11 protein-coding genes, 1 tRNA gene and 1 pseudogene are annotated in these 14,748 nt (G+C 61.3%); 7 read left to right on the forward strand and 6 right to left on the reverse strand.

The genetic code is table 11. The features are described from left to right. Positions 1-74 precede the first annotated feature (74 nt). The 3 genes from DI526_RS15155 to DI526_RS23410 all read right to left on the reverse strand — a co-directional run bounded on the left by DI526_RS15155 (position 75) and on the right by DI526_RS23410 (position 2,106). On the reverse strand, positions 75-815 hold the full coding sequence (locus DI526_RS15155) for a hypothetical protein (RefSeq protein WP_304279610.1): 741 nt from the start codon (positions 813-815) through the stop codon (positions 75-77). Beyond that, entirely contained in the window at positions 812-1,654 is an 843-nt protein-coding gene (locus DI526_RS15160; protein ID WP_304279612.1) for a hypothetical protein, read from the reverse strand. The genes DI526_RS15155 and DI526_RS15160 overlap by 4 nt, the downstream gene beginning before the upstream one ends. A 236-nt stretch (positions 1,655-1,890) precedes the next feature. Beyond that, positions 1,891-2,106 carry a transcriptional regulator gene (locus tag DI526_RS23410; RefSeq protein ID WP_369692041.1) on the reverse strand — a complete coding sequence of 72 codons (216 nt, stop codon included), beginning with the start codon at positions 2,104-2,106 and terminating at the stop codon, positions 1,891-1,893. Positions 2,107-2,525: 419 nt separating this feature from the next. Between DI526_RS23410 and DI526_RS15165 the strand changes: the two are divergent. From DI526_RS15165 to DI526_RS15195, 7 genes and pseudogenes are all read left to right on the forward strand, one after another. After that, positions 2,526-2,693, forward strand: a pseudogene (locus DI526_RS15165) (hypothetical protein); the annotation flags it as partial. Between the two features lie 473 nt (positions 2,694-3,166). Further along, a complete protein-coding gene (locus tag DI526_RS15170) occupies positions 3,167-4,036 on the forward strand; it encodes an aminotransferase (RefSeq protein WP_304279615.1) in 870 nt (289 codons plus the stop codon). After that, complete coding sequence (locus DI526_RS15175; RefSeq protein WP_304279617.1) at positions 4,036-7,677, forward strand: DEAD/DEAH box helicase; 3,642 nt, start codon at positions 4,036-4,038, stop codon at positions 7,675-7,677. The genes DI526_RS15170 and DI526_RS15175 overlap by 1 nt, the downstream gene beginning before the upstream one ends. Before the next feature lie 39 nt (positions 7,678-7,716). Beyond that, a complete protein-coding gene (locus tag DI526_RS15180) occupies positions 7,717-7,917 on the forward strand; it encodes a hypothetical protein (protein WP_304279619.1) in 201 nt (66 codons plus the stop codon). Positions 7,918-7,948: 31 nt separating this feature from the next. Further along, positions 7,949-9,070, forward strand: a complete 1,122-nt coding sequence (locus DI526_RS15185) for an ABC-three component system protein (RefSeq protein ID WP_304279622.1) — start codon at positions 7,949-7,951, stop codon at positions 9,068-9,070. Next, a complete protein-coding gene (locus DI526_RS15190) occupies positions 9,060-9,551 on the forward strand; it encodes a three component ABC system middle component (protein ID WP_304279625.1) in 492 nt (163 codons plus the stop codon). The genes DI526_RS15185 and DI526_RS15190 overlap by 11 nt, the downstream gene beginning before the upstream one ends. Before the next feature lie 3 nt (positions 9,552-9,554). Next, complete coding sequence (locus DI526_RS15195) at positions 9,555-11,591, forward strand: DUF3732 domain-containing protein (protein WP_304279628.1); 2,037 nt, start codon at positions 9,555-9,557, stop codon at positions 11,589-11,591. 132 nt (positions 11,592-11,723) lie between these two features. Here DI526_RS15195 and DI526_RS15200 read toward each other — a convergent pair whose 3' ends face one another. The 3 genes from DI526_RS15200 to DI526_RS15210 all read right to left on the reverse strand — a co-directional run bounded on the left by DI526_RS15200 (position 11,724) and on the right by DI526_RS15210 (position 14,691). Next, on the reverse strand, positions 11,724-13,346 hold the full coding sequence (locus DI526_RS15200) for a hypothetical protein (RefSeq protein ID WP_304279631.1): 1,623 nt from the start codon (positions 13,344-13,346) through the stop codon (positions 11,724-11,726). Then, complete coding sequence (locus tag DI526_RS15205) at positions 13,346-14,158, reverse strand: hypothetical protein (RefSeq protein WP_304279634.1); 813 nt, start codon at positions 14,156-14,158, stop codon at positions 13,346-13,348. Before DI526_RS15205 ends, DI526_RS15200 begins: the two co-directional genes overlap by 1 nt. A 456-nt stretch (positions 14,159-14,614) precedes the next feature. Further along, positions 14,615-14,691: transfer RNA gene (locus DI526_RS15210), tRNA-Arg, on the reverse strand. Positions 14,692-14,748: the final 57 nt, after the last annotated feature.

Genomic DNA, 14,748 nt, shown 5'->3' on the forward strand with positions numbered 1-14,748 from the left:
ACGCTTCACGTTCATCAGACACTCCTCTCCAGCTCCGAAAAGCTAGCATGGGTGTCCACTGAAACGAGGGAGGATCAAAAACCTTCGAGCGCTCGGATGAGCTTCCTAAGCGTTTCCTTCGAGGGACATCGGAGCGGGCCCTGCCCCTTTTGGCTCCGCTCTTGGTTCATCTGCTCGATATCGGTGAACAGGCGAGCGTACACGTCGCCGATCGATTTGCTGGCATCGGCCCAGTACAGGAGAGCCAACTCGTTCAGCTTGTCGCGAACCAGGCCCTCCAATCGGGGCGCCCTAACGACGCGCCCGGACTGCGACATCATCTGCTTGAGCTGACGCTCACCTGGCGAACCGCGCTCAGCCAACCAACGGCGTATAGATCTTGGGTGGGGCCGAACCTTGAGAGCCCGCACCTCGTCGGGTGCTTCGGACCATAGGTTGGCCACGATCTGATTGAGCCTGGCGTCACTGCCGCCCGACACGCCAAGGCGGTCAAGCGCGCTTACGAGGTAGCGTCGCAGAATCGCGAACCTGTCCTTCTTCCGGATCTCTTCGCCATCGTACTCGCGTTTGGCGGCGAGCTTGCGCGCGGCGCCCTCCACCAAGGAAGACAGTCGGATCAGCTTGCCGCACGCGTAGGCTTCTAGAGCCCAACGCATAGTCGGCGGCTTAGGGGCCTCAATGCCGCTGTCCACAAGGAAGGGGGTCAGCGTCCTTTGGTCTGTGAAATGCAAAAGATCTTCATCGATGAACCGTTCAAAGCGAATCTCTCGCCCCTGATAGGACCAGGCTTGCGTGGGCTTAAAATTGATCGTCACAGCGCACCCTCCGCATCGAGGGCGCCAATGTGCGCGGTCGGTGGCAGATTGACGGGACTTGACCGCGTCAGTGGTGCGTTAAGATCGATGGCGACGCAGCGCCCCACCATCATGGCGCAGATCTTTGCTCGCCCGACAACCTCATCTCCGAACGCCTGGGCAAGCTCGCCAAGTGGCAAAGGCGTCGACGCCGCGGCCAGGCGCTCGTGGACAACGAAGACATCCTTGGCGCCATACTGGGCCAAGCGGTGATGCTCAATCAGTTGGATCGTCGCGTTTCGAACTGTCCGAGCGCGAAGGGGCGCCGCAAACACGATCCGAAATGACCAGCCGACAACACGGCAGACTTGGGCGACGTGGTCGAGCTTTCGGCGATAGTCGACGTCAGTGAGATCGCGTCGGTCGCCTTTGACCTCTAGGATTTCGAGCGTTCCGTCGGCGAGGATGCGCGCGCAATCTGGCACATAGCTTCGCCGGACACCGTCGAGTACAAACTCGAAGCGGCACGGCTGGCTGAGATAGTTCGCCACCCGGATGTCCACCTCGGAATGCACGAAGACCGCGCGCTCGTTCATGCTCTCGAAGGCTAGAGGGCGACCGGCCTTTCGGCTCCCGTAGCTCCCGGTCGGCCTGATATTGCGGCCCGTGATGACCTCGCGCATGGGGCCGTCCGTGCTCGGCAAGACGATCCGCGTCGCCGCGCTTATCGAGGCCCAATCGGCGCTGTCCTTGGCGCGGGTAAGTCCTGCTTGAAGCAGAGCGCGCACCGTCATCTCGGCTTCGGGGACGCTTTGGCGTTTGGGGCGAGCGATTGCTTCGCCAGGTATCTGCTTGGGCATATTGCCTCTCCCTTGGGTTCAAGAGGGGTGAGGCGACGGCCGCGCACCGTCATGTCGCACAGCCTGCTGCGCGATTGACTTTCCAACGGTGCGGGGGGAAAATCGAAGTGTCTGCAGAAGACAACTTCGGATTTTCCGAAAAGGCCTGAGCTGGTTGCCGCCAGCTCAGGTTTTTCGTTTCCGCCGCTTAGAATTTGTCTTCGAAGCTCTAAGTCTTAGACCTGCGGAAAGCTAAATCATCTCGCATACCTTTCTGGCCAAAGCTGCTCGGGCTTGAGGTTCAGCGCATGTGCGATCGCCTGCTCCAGGCGTCGGGATCGGCCGTGGCCGCGCGAAACGAGTGACACGGTCGTTGTGGCGACCTTCTCGGCTCTTGCTATCGCGCCGAGAGAGAGGCCGCGGCTATGCAGGGCGGCCTTGATCTCCGCATGCCGCTCTTCGTTCACCAACATTGGCCTCTCCGAGAAAAGCGATTCGCGAATCAACTTAGAGATAAATTGTCGCGACACGACAATCTGTCAAAGAAACATCCACAGCCGGCAAAGTCAGATAAGTGCAATCATGATTGCATCAAAAATAGATGCACAATCCTCCATAACCCCAAATACTCGATCATATATCGTCATTTTAATTTAAATCCGGTCACTAACCTTTCAAATTCAATCGAAACATACAAATCAAATGCCGCAAGCACGCTTGCACTGGGATCAGCGATAGCTCGCGTGATGGCTGTCGCCAATCACCAGGAGAAAGCGCCTTCTCCATCAAGCAGCCCTGGTGATTGACAGCATGGCGGCCTCGCCCCACCGTGGAACAGCGCACCCCAGACGCACACCTCGCGTGCGAGGGCTCCTGCAGCATTGAGGCATACGTGGCCATTTTGACGACGACGCGAGATCAGATCCGCGTTGGGGCCGCCGCAAAGAGGGCCGGCGGATACGAAGAACTCATCCGTCTCGACCGCGAGAAGAGAGCTGCAGGCCCGGGCGCGATACTCAAACGAGAGCCCGGCGGCCGCCTGCGCTATGTGCGGGCCGACACGGCCCTGAGACAGGCGTTACCAGAGGAGCAGCCTATAAGCTCGCCCCCCTCCGGCCGGGCGCTTCGCGACGGCAAAAGCCCTTTGGCGCAACTTCGCACGTGGCTGGAATCACTCAGCGGTTAGTCGATCGCGCTGAGATCCAGGCCGAAAAGGGGCCACAATGTCGACGCCCCCCCTGAATGGGAAAAAATGACTCTAAGCGGACCTTGAGAAGGTCCAGTGCTCGGCAATGCACCGTCCCCATCAAAAGGTGTTCCTCACTCGCCGCCGACGGCTACGGGTTGCAGCCAAGGCGCGATCCTGCATGGAGGTCTGTCGCACAAGCGAACCCAGCTAATCCGCCAACCCCAGGTGGCGGTGGCAGCAAATTCGACTAAGCTCTGCCGATGCACACGTGCCCAGCACCGAAAGAAGCGCTCGACGGTTGGCTCAAGCCCTACCCCAGCACCGTGGACGGCTATGGACATCTGTTGCTCGAACAGATCGAAAAGGTCGATCAGGACCTGATCGATGCCTTAAGGCCATACTTCGAGTCCGCTCACCTCGACGCCCGCGAACATTTTCACGCCCAGATTGGCATCTCTTTGCATCCGGACGCGGCGGTTGGGCCCCCGTGTGTCAGCTATCCGAACTGTCTGCCCGCTAAAGCCCATCGGGGCCTGTTCGGGGAGGTCGTCGCGGGCCTTGTGACGCAAGCCTATCAGGACAACTTTGTTGGGGGTCACGCGTGGCAAGTGCCGATCTTTCTGTTCCGGCAGCATGACGACGTCGAAAACTATCTCTGGGCGCTGCGATGGAATCCTGCGCGGAAGCGTGAAATCTACGGTCGCCACGGCTCGGATTTCATCGGCATCGCGGTGAATTCGGCAGGGGAGGTAGTGCGTGTAATCGCGGGCGAGGCCAAGTGGCGCAAGCGTTTGCAGCCAGCTGTCGTCGCGAACCTGATGCTCGGCGACAAGGAGCGCAACGCGGCGGGTGTGCTTGTCCACAACGGTCGCGGCATCTGGTTCGAGATAAACCGAGATTCACCGATCCCGCACGGCTTGCGACAGCTTCAAAGACTACTTGAACAACGGGATCCCAATGGCCATGCCGCCGCGATCTTGTCGATTGATCGCGCGGTGTTAGGCTTGGCGGCCCCGTTTGCCAGGACGAACCTTGTCCTTATCGCTGGCAACGCTAGCGCCAATCGCGAGGCGAGAACCAGCGTTATTCCCTGGGACGAGCTGCCCGAGGAATACACATCGGCCCATGATCTTCAGGTCGTGGAAGTTATCCTCTCCGGGGATGGGGATGACCTTATCGATGGCCTCTACAATACCCTTTGGCAGAATTGCTGATGGCCGAGCGCGATCAGGACAGGCTTGAGGCTGCAGAACGAGTGCGGCGCGAGTTGGCGATTGAAAACCAGCTCAGCCGAGCTCAGGCTCGAGCTTACGTCAGGTGTCTGCAATCGACTTGGCAGGTCCAGACGATCCAGTGGGACGAAAAGGACTCCCAGCGACAGCTATCGGATGCCCGTCGCTTACTGCATGCGGCTCATGTTTTCCGTTCGATCGAAGGGGCGGGCTCGCTCCGCGCAATCGACTGCTACCGAAGAACTGGTGAAATTCTCGAGTGGCTATCGCGCGCCTCGGATTCCATCCGTGGTGCGGTGCCAATCGAACTGCTCGCAGCTGGTGCCTATCAGCTTGGCGGACTGCCAGCGATGGCGAGTGGGCTTCTGTCGCAGATTCGGTCGAGACACGCCGGGGTGCGGTTGTTCAGTTCCTTCCTGAGAGCAGATTTCGATGGCGTTCTGCGTCGCGCAGGGCGGTTCTGGCGACGTCATGTTGATCTCACGGGCGCCGAATCCGGTGAGATGTTGCTCCGCGCCATGGGTGCCGAGCCTGCCGACGATGTTGATCCGCCTACGCCGGCGTGGGGGCTCAGCGTCGAGCTGGTACGGAGCCTTGGCCTCATTGCTGATTGCCTGCGGCGCGGCGACGAAGACCGGCTGCAAATTGCGCTGGCTAAGCTCCACGCCTTGGATGCACTCGCGACCCGAGTTTTTAGCGATGACGCGTTTTTGGTGATTAGCCTGATGCGAGAAGTCGCCGACAGCTTCGTCGCCGCCTCGATTTACGCGCCGCTTCGAGCGCTTTCGGCGCTTCGGCCCGAACGAAGAGCTCGGCTGCTTGCCTACGGCCGAGACCAGTTTAGCAGAGGGCGCGGCATCTTGTGGACGTCGCAGCAGCACGGATTGCAACGCCTGTTGCGCGAGGACTCCTTCGCGCTCTGCACGCCGACAGGGTCCGGCAAAACCCTCGTCGCCAACCTTGCGCTCGTCAAAGAGCTATTGTTGCGGGAGGACGACGGTTTCTTGGGGCGCTTGGCACTCTACATCGTGCCGTCTCGCGCGTTGGCAGGTGAAGTCGAAGCGAAGCTGACCTCTGAGCTAGGCCAAGATATCACCGTTACGGGACTTTATGGCGGCGCTGATTGGGGGATCACCGATTACTGGCTGACCAGCGAACAGCCTGTCGTGCTTATCGCTACCGTCGAGAAGGCCGAGGCGCTGATGCGCTATCTGGGCCAAATGCTTATGGCACGCCTGAGCCTTTTGATCGTCGATGAGGCTCACCAGGTTGTGCCCGAAGCGGACGAAGCCACGCGCCTCAGTTTTTCGGAACATAGCAACCGATCCATTCGTCTCGAGGCGCTGGTTTCGAGAATCTTAGCGCAACGTCCAGAGGTGGTCCGGATTGCCCTGACCGCAGTGGCTGGCGGCGCTGCGGGACCAGTCGCTAGGTGGGTCGAGGGGAGTCCGAATGCCGAGCCTGTCGGGGTACGCTATCGCAGCACGCGCCAGGTCATCGGTGTGTTGGAGACTACGCCGAACCGGCGCGGACGCATCCTTCTCGATCTGATGAATGGGTTGCCCCTGTACCTCCGGGGCGACGATGACCCGGTCTATTTGCGGCTCCAAATCCCAGCCATGCCGGAGTTGCCTGCCGCTTGGCGCAATAGCCTCAACCATTTCAACTCGCTCAACGTTTTGTGGACTGCACTCCACTTGGCTGGCGAAGACCAGCGCATTCTGATCTCGGTGGCGCAGGAGCCAGAGAAGACTATGCGATGGTATAAGGAGGCGCTGGCTCACGATGATTGGAGTAACGCACCAAAGTTCCGGCCGCCAGCAGCGGCAGACCGAGCTCGGTTCGACGAAGCGCGCTCAGCGTGTCTCGACTATTGCGGTGCGGAGTCATTCGAACTGTTCTTGTTGGAGCGAGGGATCGCAACTAGTCACGGACAGATGCCTCAGCGTCTGCGTCGGCTCATGGTCGATCTCATCAACCGCAAGGTTTGCCCGATCACCGTTGCGACAGCGACGTTGACCGAAGGCGTCAACCTGCCGTTTGATCTGATTTTCCTCACTTCATTGAAGCGCAGATCTTGGGACCCTGTGGAGGAAGAGCAGGTCGTTAGCCCCCTGACCACTTCGGAGTTCCGAAACCTAGCCGGCCGCGCGGGTCGTCCCGGAGCCGCTCGCGGTATTGAAGGCATGACCCTGGTTGCCCTGCCGACGCGCAACTCTTCCACGGCGGCGGGCCAGCAGACGGTCCAGAACCGTCAACGGGCCGCCCTTGCCGAGGACTATGAGCGGCTCAGGGCGGCGCTCGTCATCGAGGAGCGCGCCCCCGACGATGTCGCTAGTCCTCTCGCCATGTTACTCAATCGGATTTGGGAGCGGGCGCATGCGCTGTTGGGTGTGGCCCCGGCCGATTTCTTGATCTGGCTCGAGGCCACGGCGCCGGCCGTGGTGAGCGGCGACGTGGGCACAGGCGCCACAGCCGGCCCAGCCCGGCTCGCGGACGCTATGGATGAGCTCGACGCTCTTCTTCTGACGACGCTTGAGGAAGTCGCGCGGGCCGAGGAAGCGGATATGACCCGCGCTAGAGCCGAGCAGCATTTAGCCGAACTATGGCGCACCACGTTCACTGCTGTTGCAACCGCGCAGGAGGCTTGGTTGGAACAGGCGTTCATCCGCCGCGGTGTGGGTCTGGTCGAAAACGTCTATCCAGATCCTGATGAGCGGCGGCGTCTTTATCGTTACGGCTTGCCGCCGGCCATCGGCCGACGGTTCGAAGCTGTCGCCCGACAGATACGTGAAACGATCGAGGCGGCCGACGGTTACGGCGATCAGGACCCGACCGCGAGAGTTGATCTCTTCGAAGCCTTGGGCGAACTGATTTCTGCCGACCGCGGCTTTGGCTTCCGTGTTCGCCGGACCGATAGCGACGAGGCGATCTTAGCCCAATGGAACAATGTCCTCGGGTGGTGGATGAACGAGCCCGGCGTGGCCGGCCCTTCGGCTGAAAGCCTGCGATCCTGGCAGCGTTTCGTCGCCGACAATCTAGAATTTCGCCTTGGCGTCGCCATTGGTGCGGTGGTTGCCGACGCCTGGGCGGAAGGAGCAGCAGACGGTCTTGAAGTTCCAAGCCTCGCCACTTGGAAAGCCACGACAGGTCTGCCTTGGGTCGGTTTTTGGGCGCGTGAATTGCTGCGCTGGGGCACTCACGATCCATTCGTAGCGTTCTGCCTGGCGCAAGGGCTCGCCCCGACGAGAGAAGCAGCGGGCGCAAGGCGAGATGCATTCGAGGCATGGCTTGAAGATCAGGTGGATGTGGTCTCCGCCGAGGATCGCATCGATCCGCAGTACTTTCTTGATTGGGAAAAGTCACAACGTGCGCCCGAGGAACCGCATGCTGTCCCGCCGCCCATCCGGGCAGCTTTGACCGGCACCACTGGCGCTCGCGGGCGCTATCCCGTGATCCCGATCAAACGCCACGACGGCGTGGCTTGGCTCGATCCCGCTGGCTTCGAACTGGCAGTGACTCACGAACGCGTCCAGCTTGGACGGAACCGGTCTCGCAGTGATTACCAGCTTGCCATCGCTGGCGATGAGCCGACCGTGGCGCGATTGTTCAGGCCCGCCTAAATTAGCGTGCAGCATGAGTAAGGCTCGGCGTATGCCCGCATGAGCGCAAACTTCGACGACGATGAAGACCTTGAAGTCGAATTCAAGGCGCGACGGGTCTTTTCCTGCGACGCGGCGAACCTCGTCTCCGCGATCGTGATGTCGCCGGAAGTTGCGCTTTGTGTCTACCGTCGAACCGACTACAATCTTTTGGTGGCGAGGGAAACTGTTCGGGCGGAACTTGGCATCTTCTTTAGATAACACTGCGGGTGCGCAGGCCGCGGGCTACATCGTGCAGCTGGACAGGGCGCTCCATCACCTTGCCGTGGCCGATACGAGCGAGGCCTCCGTCGCGGTCGAGCATTTTGACGATGTCGCGGTTCTTCGCGATGGCAAGCTCGTCGTCTCCGAGCAGGACAAGCACTCCACGCGCGCGGCGGCCATCATCCTGGGCGATCGCAGTCCGGCCTTGTGGAGGACGCTGCAGATATGGCTTCGGCTCAGGGAGACCCCCGAGGGCGCCCACTGCGAACGCCACCTTTTCTTCGTCAATCACTGGGTAGATGCGCCGATCGCGGGTCTCTTGAAGGACCGGCGAGCCAAGTCGATCGATCCGGGGGTCATTCTCGAGGTGCTCCGCAAGGCCGGGGTCAAGAAGACCGGCGCCAAGATCGAGGACGTGATCGCCGACGTCCTGAGCCGTAACGACGAGACCCTGCTGCAGCTCATCGGGGCGATTGAGGTCGTGGTTGCGGGAGACCACGTCGCCGAGCGCGTGATCATCGCCAATGGGCTTGGTCTAGATCCCCGCGCCGACAAGGAGGACATCCTTGATGGCCTGCTTGGGTGGCTGACGACGAAGGTGCGGCTGGAATGGGCCGAAAGGCGTCCGGCCCTGATCACCCGCAGCGAAATCCTGATCCACGCGCGCACTCTGGAGGACAAGCAACGCAAGAGCAGCTTCCTGCCGCGGGCATCGGCCGAGATCCCCATTTCCGACGAAGAACGCCAAGGTGCCCTGACCCGAAACTTCGTCGAGCATCTGAGCCGCATTACCGCCGAGCAGGAGGACGTCGTCCAGGCGATCGACCACTTCCTGAAGTTCAACATCGAAAAGCACCGCTTGGTGCGGGCCGGCGACGTGCCGATCAAGGAGTGGGGCAACCGATCCGAAAGGCTCCGGGAGCGCTGGCGCAGCATCTTCCGTCGCCGCCGACGGGAGATGCAGGGCTCAACGGTCGGCCAGGTTGGGCAGGCGATCCTCGCCGACGTGACCTACGACCATCGCGAGAGCATCGACGGCCAACCCTGCGACGAAATCTATATGACGTCCGGCAATTACCATCGTCTCGCAGAGGGCGACGAGGTTTGGTGGGATCCGGAGTTTACGCCTGGGGGCAACGGTGCGGACTGACCACGAGGAACTCCTCGCCCATAACCCGGTGCTGCTGGCGCGCTGTTTTTGGTGTTTCGCCCGCAAACACGGCGAGGTCGCCGATGGCCGCGCGCCGCCACTGCCGGCCTTCATCATTGCTGCAGGCATGCTCTTTCACGCGGATACTATCGATAAGATCCGCGCCATGAATTTCGACAGCGGCCTGCTCAAGGTCGTGGCTGAACGGCCCGATCTGCTGGCTGGGTTGCAGGGGCGGGTGGAGGGAGCCTTTCGCCCGGCGATCGCGGCCCTTCAGGTCGCCGTTTCTTCGGACCTTTTGGTTAGAGAGGGCGGTGAAGGATTTCCGACCTTCAGGGCCCTGGGTGGGGCGGATTTGCCCCCGGCACTACGTGATCCGCCTCGCCGTGGCGACATGACCAACGCCGCCCGCCGACTTGGCGCGTGGTTCGCCCTCGAACCGCTCGCCGTAATCCAGCGCCAACTCGCCGTAAAGTTTTAGCCGATGAAGCTATTCATCAATGCCGTCATCATCTGGCCCGAGGACGTCAATCTCGAGCCGCGAGTCCTGACATTCCGGACGGACAAAGTTTCTATCGTTTCGGGCCTAAGCGGCACGGGGAAATCGTCGATCGTCGATATCATCAACTACGTGCTGGGCTCAGGGACCTGTTCGATCCCGGTCGGCCACATCCGGGACCTGGCGTCTTGGTACGGGCTGGAGATCGAAACGGCCGTGGGCCGCATGCGCATTGCTCGGCCAAAGCCCGCCGCGCGCCAGGTGTCGGACGATATCTGGCTCCAGCAAGGACAAGACGTCGAAGCCGCGCTGCCGCGACGGCCGAGGGCCAATCACAACGTCGCGCGCCTCAAGGCCATGTTCGACGACATGTCAGGACTCTCCAACCTGGACCTGCTGCCCGAGGGCGAGATGAACCGGGCCAGCTTCCGGGACATGGCTTCGTTCAACCTATTGCCACAGCACATCGTGGCCAACCCCTACACACTGCTGTTCAAGGCCGACTCCTCCGCCCACCGCAACAAGCTCCAGCACGTCCTACCCCTGGCGATGGGCATCGTCACCAACGAGGATTTGGTCCGCACCCACCAGATGCGCCTACTTCGCGAGCAGCTACGCAAGGCCGAGGGGGAGCTGAAGACGCGGCGCGATGCGATCGATCGTTGGAAGGCCACGGCGCGGGGCGCGTTCTTCAGGGCGCAGGAACTGGGCTTGCTGGCACCGGGCGAGCCGCCCGAAAGCACCCAGCTCCTGATCGATATTCTCCGTCAGGTCGTGGCCGCCGGGGGCAACGCCGTCGGCACGGTGGGCCGGACGAGCGCGGCCGTCGACCGCCTGCAGAAAATCCAGGTCCAGGAAGACGAACTGGACCGGAAAATCGCTGGCCAGAAACGCAGACTGCGCAAGCTCAAGAGTCTGGCCGGCACCGTTCGCGCCTATGACGCCGTCCTGATCGAGCAGGACGCCAGTGTCCTGGGCGTGGGCTGGTTCAAGCACGCGACCCATGGCGAAAGCTGCATTCTCTGCGGATCCGAAACCGAAGTTGCAAAGCTGGCGCTCGCCGAGTTGGATCAGCCTATTGCAGAGCTGGCGACACTGCAGGCAAGTTCCGCCTCGGCCAGACCGATGGTCGATCGCGACATGATCGAGATCCAGGAGTCGTTGTTGCACGACGAGCGCGAATTGCTCGCGCTGCAGCAGACCCGGAAGGTCTTCGAAGTCGAGGTGGATAACGAGGCGGGGCGTAGCCGGCGTCTGGAAGAGGTCTACAAGTTCATCGGCTCGACCCAGGAAGGTCTGCGCCTCCTGGGTGAGGTCGAGGGCGATGGCGATCTGGTCAAGCGCGTCGAGGACTTGCGGAAGCAGCTCTCGGCGCTTGCCACCCTGGCCAATGAGTCCGAGCGGCTGAACCGCGCGGCCCGAGCCCATGGCAAGATCAGCGGCTATATCCCCAAGTTCATCAATGCGATGGGTGTGGCGGGCGCGGAAGGAAAGCCGATTCTGGACGAGAAGGAGCTGAACTTGCGGTTCGAACGCGAGGGAAGCAGTCGCTCCGACGTACTCTGGGAGATCGGCAGTGGCGAGAACTGGATGGCCTATCATCTGGCCGCCCTGCTTGCGTTGCACGGCGTCTTCCTTGATCGCGGTGCCGAAAATCCCGTCCCGACCTTCCTGGTCATCGACCAGCCGAGCCAGGTCTATTTTCCCAGCGACACGTTCGAGGCGATCGTGCGCGGTGAGGAGCCGCCCCCCACGCCCACCAAGCGCGGGCGCCGGCGTCACCTGACCGACTTGGAAAGCACCAAGCGCATTTTCAGCAGCCTGGCACGGGCCCAGAGCGCCTTCCACGGTCAACTGCAGATCATCGTCCTGGACCACGCCGACCGCCACGCCTGGGGGGATTTTGATGGCATTGAAGGTGTGGCTAATTGGCGGGGCGACGAGGACTTCCTAATCCCCGCTCATTGGATACCCGACGAGGACGAAGGCAGCCTCGGCGACGAAGAGCCCAAGGATAGTTGAAGGCAATGAGCTGATCCCAGATCGTGTTCATGCTGGCGCGCTCAGGGCGGCTACCCGCTCCAAGTTGTATGGCGGCGGCAACCTCCACAGATCGCCATGTTCAAGCTCTACAACGCTGATAATTTTCGATCCTCATTTTGATCGGTCCAGACGAGGCCCGTTGAGGTCGATCCAAAGGTCGGCTTCCCCCGTAGGCAGGCGTCTGTTCCGGTGAAGCAGCCGCAGTCGTGCATTGAAAAGATCGCCGGTGTAACGCAGGTCCGTCATAGTGACCCGCCAGTCCTTCCGAAAGGATCCGGTGTGTAGTGCCAGCGACCAAGGATCCTCATCGGGGCGCCTCGGGGGACTTCTCTTCAAGGCAGCCCGCAACACCAAGCCAAGATAGTCTTGACGGGCGTGAACGTTCCTGCTCCGCGCTACCCGGCGAAGCTGGCTGGCGATCAACATCCAGGCGTTTTCGGCGTTGAAGCTGAAACCGACAAGATCACGGGCTGACAGCCAGATCTCCCCGTGCTCGACAAGACGAAAGACGATGAACGGGATGTCGGCATGCTCACTGAGCTCAAGGCGGTGAGCCGCCTGGAAGTCGAAGGCCTCAATCGCCGACTGATCCGGTTCCCACGAGATCGGCGCGCGGGCGCGTTCGCCTCGCGAGACGACAATGTCTCTGGCCTCGCCTAGGACGATTTCATCTGTATAGATCCGGGCATCGGACTGGACGAGTGCTACCAAGTCACGGGCCGTATCGAAATATAGATCGTCGTGGGGGGCGAGACGAATTTGCGCAAGTACCGCGATGTCGTATTCGCGCCACGGGTTGCGTCCCGATATATCGTGCTGTTCCACAACCTCTCGGGGGCGGAACACCCGCTCGGCGACCTTACTTCGCGGGCGACGGACCCAGATATCTTCCTGGGTGCGGTTGATCAGTAGATTGACGCTGCGATGCTCGAGGTCCTGTGTCGCCATGCGATCTAGAATCTGCGCCGTCGCATCGATCTCGCGCTGAGGCCCAAAACCTCGGGCACGCATGAAAATATTGAGCTCCTCGGGAACCACGGCGTCGGTGACTAAAGACCAGTCCTGGATCGCGAGACTGATGAAGTCGCGGATCTCGCCAATGACTGTATCGGTGCGGCCGCCGAAGCCCTGGTCGTGTGGGACAACCACGACGAGCGGAGATATCTCCTCGGAAAGAGTGAGCGACTCGGGTGTGCCCCATCGGAAATGACCGCGTTCCCGCAGGACGCCGATGAAGCCGATGCCTTGGTGCCTCAAAGCCGCGGCAGCGCGCCCGGCGGCGTCGATCTCCTCCCGCGTGAAGATGACGAACGTGGGTAGGCCAGTTCGCGCTGCCTCGACCATGCCCTGCGTCTCATTGCGTTCGAAGACTTTCAGCCGCCGCGTCTGTGGTCTTTGACGCAAGCTCTGAGCCGAAAGGCCGGTTCCGAGGATCAGCGCAACGGCGTTGAAATCCTCCTCCATCGCCGAAAGAGGAGGGGCGGGCTGATCTTCAGCGACATGCAGGGAATCGGCGTCAACCAACGTGCGCTCATCGCGAAGCACTCGGTTCAGGTTCAACCCAGGTAACGCCATCCCCCGAAGATCCTGTCCCCGAATGTCCACGCCATCAAGGTTGGTGCCGATATAGAGCGTCGCGGGATCGCTGCCGGCTAGTCTTGCCAACTCGCGCAAGTCGCCGGTTTCCGCTTTGAGGATGTCGGCGAGGTTTCGAAACCAGCTCTTCGAGACCATCAGACCGCTTCCGCGACGATCGCGGCCAGGGTCATCTGTGCGTAGTGGTCGCTAACGTTGCCTTTGAAGAGGCCTTCCTCAAAGAGCTTAGTGCGGATTAGGGCCTCGGCGGCGGCTATCCTATTCCTCTGCTGGGCACCGGCCATAAGCACCGACCAGGCCGCTTCGTCCTTTAGGCGGATATCCGTGATGTGGAGGTCCTGGCGAAGGCATCGAACCTCGACATGAATCGCCGGAGCGATCGGACTCGAGCGGTCGTTGCGCTGATCGATCACCTTGAGGCGGGGTTCCTTTCCCGCGTTCCAGGGCCGCCCGAACAGGGTTTCAGAGCCGGTTGGCGTCACCGTCCATGCATGCCCGTCGTCGACCTTGCTGTGCACCAAGCTCATCGCATGCAGTTGCTGGGTAATTGCGGTGACCTGGTCACGACTGATTGAGCCCTCGACGCCGAGGTCGGCTTTCATCTGCAAGGCTTGCGGCACGGTGCTGAGCCCAAGACGCGCGCCCGCCTTGGCCCGTCCGCTGGATTGTCGCGTCTCCGTGATCTTCACCGTCTGATTGGGGGTGTCTCGCGAGACCGAGGCCGTATCGAACCGCGCGGGTTCCGCCGCCGGGATGATGACGACGACCTGGGCCTGCTTCAAGCTGAGTTGGAAACGAACGTCGTCGTCCGGTTCGCCGCCGAGGCGTCCGGTCATGAAAGCTACATCGACATGGAGATCCGTGCGGCCGAGCTTGGGGCTGAAGCTCTTGTGCCAAGCCTCTAGGCTTATGACGCCCGGCAAACTTCTCAGACGGTTCTGATTGGTCATTGCGCCCTCCCAGGCGCTTCCTTAATCGCTCAAGCGGATCATCCCGTCAAAGTCGCATTGAGGGGCATCGCGACCTAGGGGGTCGAGGTCGATAATGCACTGAGATGTCCGAGCCGATAGACCTGTAGCTCGCGAACTTCAGAACTCTGATGTCAGTGGCTAGAGATATCCAGAGCGCCCGATGTACCAAGGTCGTGTTCCTGGATCGGCGCTAATGTCCGTTGATGGCGCAAACCCGCCATCGCTGCTAACCGCCTCGCGCTCAAGATGCTCTGGATCCGTCCACGGCAGAGGGAGGCTGCTGGAACTCAACGCAGCCGGCGAGCGCCGCCCCGGGTTCAGTTCCCAGTGCGATTTCATTGACAAACCAAAATCGCGCCCCTTGCGACCAACTCGCAAAGACTGACAGTCTTAAGTTGTCAAAGTGGACAGCGTTAGGTGGTCCTTACAACCCGCTGGCGGCCCGGGAGGGACTCGAACCCCCGACCTTCGCTTTAGGAAAGCGCTGCTCTATCCTGCTGAGCTACCGGGCCGCGGCGCGCGCGGGTCAGGGTGCATAGCGCAAGTTGGGCGGCGTGCGAACCCCAGGA

The sequence above is a fragment of the Caulobacter segnis genome (assembly GCF_003243465.1).
Lineage (GTDB): Bacteria > Pseudomonadota > Alphaproteobacteria > Caulobacterales > Caulobacteraceae > Caulobacter > Caulobacter segnis_A.

Coding starts and splice junctions, on each gene's coding strand:
- DI526_RS15160 (WP_304279612.1), bottom strand. CDS start 1,654: ATGCCCAAGCAGATACCTGGCGAAGCAATCGCTCGCCCCAAACGCCAA.
- DI526_RS23410 (WP_369692041.1), bottom strand. CDS start 2,106: ATGTTGGTGAACGAAGAGCGGCATGCGGAGATCAAGGCCGCCCTGCAT.
- DI526_RS15175 (WP_304279617.1), top strand. CDS start 4,036: ATGGCCGAGCGCGATCAGGACAGGCTTGAGGCTGCAGAACGAGTGCGG.
- DI526_RS15180 (WP_304279619.1), top strand. CDS start 7,717: ATGAGCGCAAACTTCGACGACGATGAAGACCTTGAAGTCGAATTCAAG.
- DI526_RS15195 (WP_304279628.1), top strand. CDS start 9,555: ATGAAGCTATTCATCAATGCCGTCATCATCTGGCCCGAGGACGTCAAT.
- DI526_RS15200 (WP_304279631.1), bottom strand. CDS start 13,346: ATGGTCTCGAAGAGCTGGTTTCGAAACCTCGCCGACATCCTCAAAGCG.
- DI526_RS15205 (WP_304279634.1), bottom strand. CDS start 14,158: ATGACCAATCAGAACCGTCTGAGAAGTTTGCCGGGCGTCATAAGCCTA.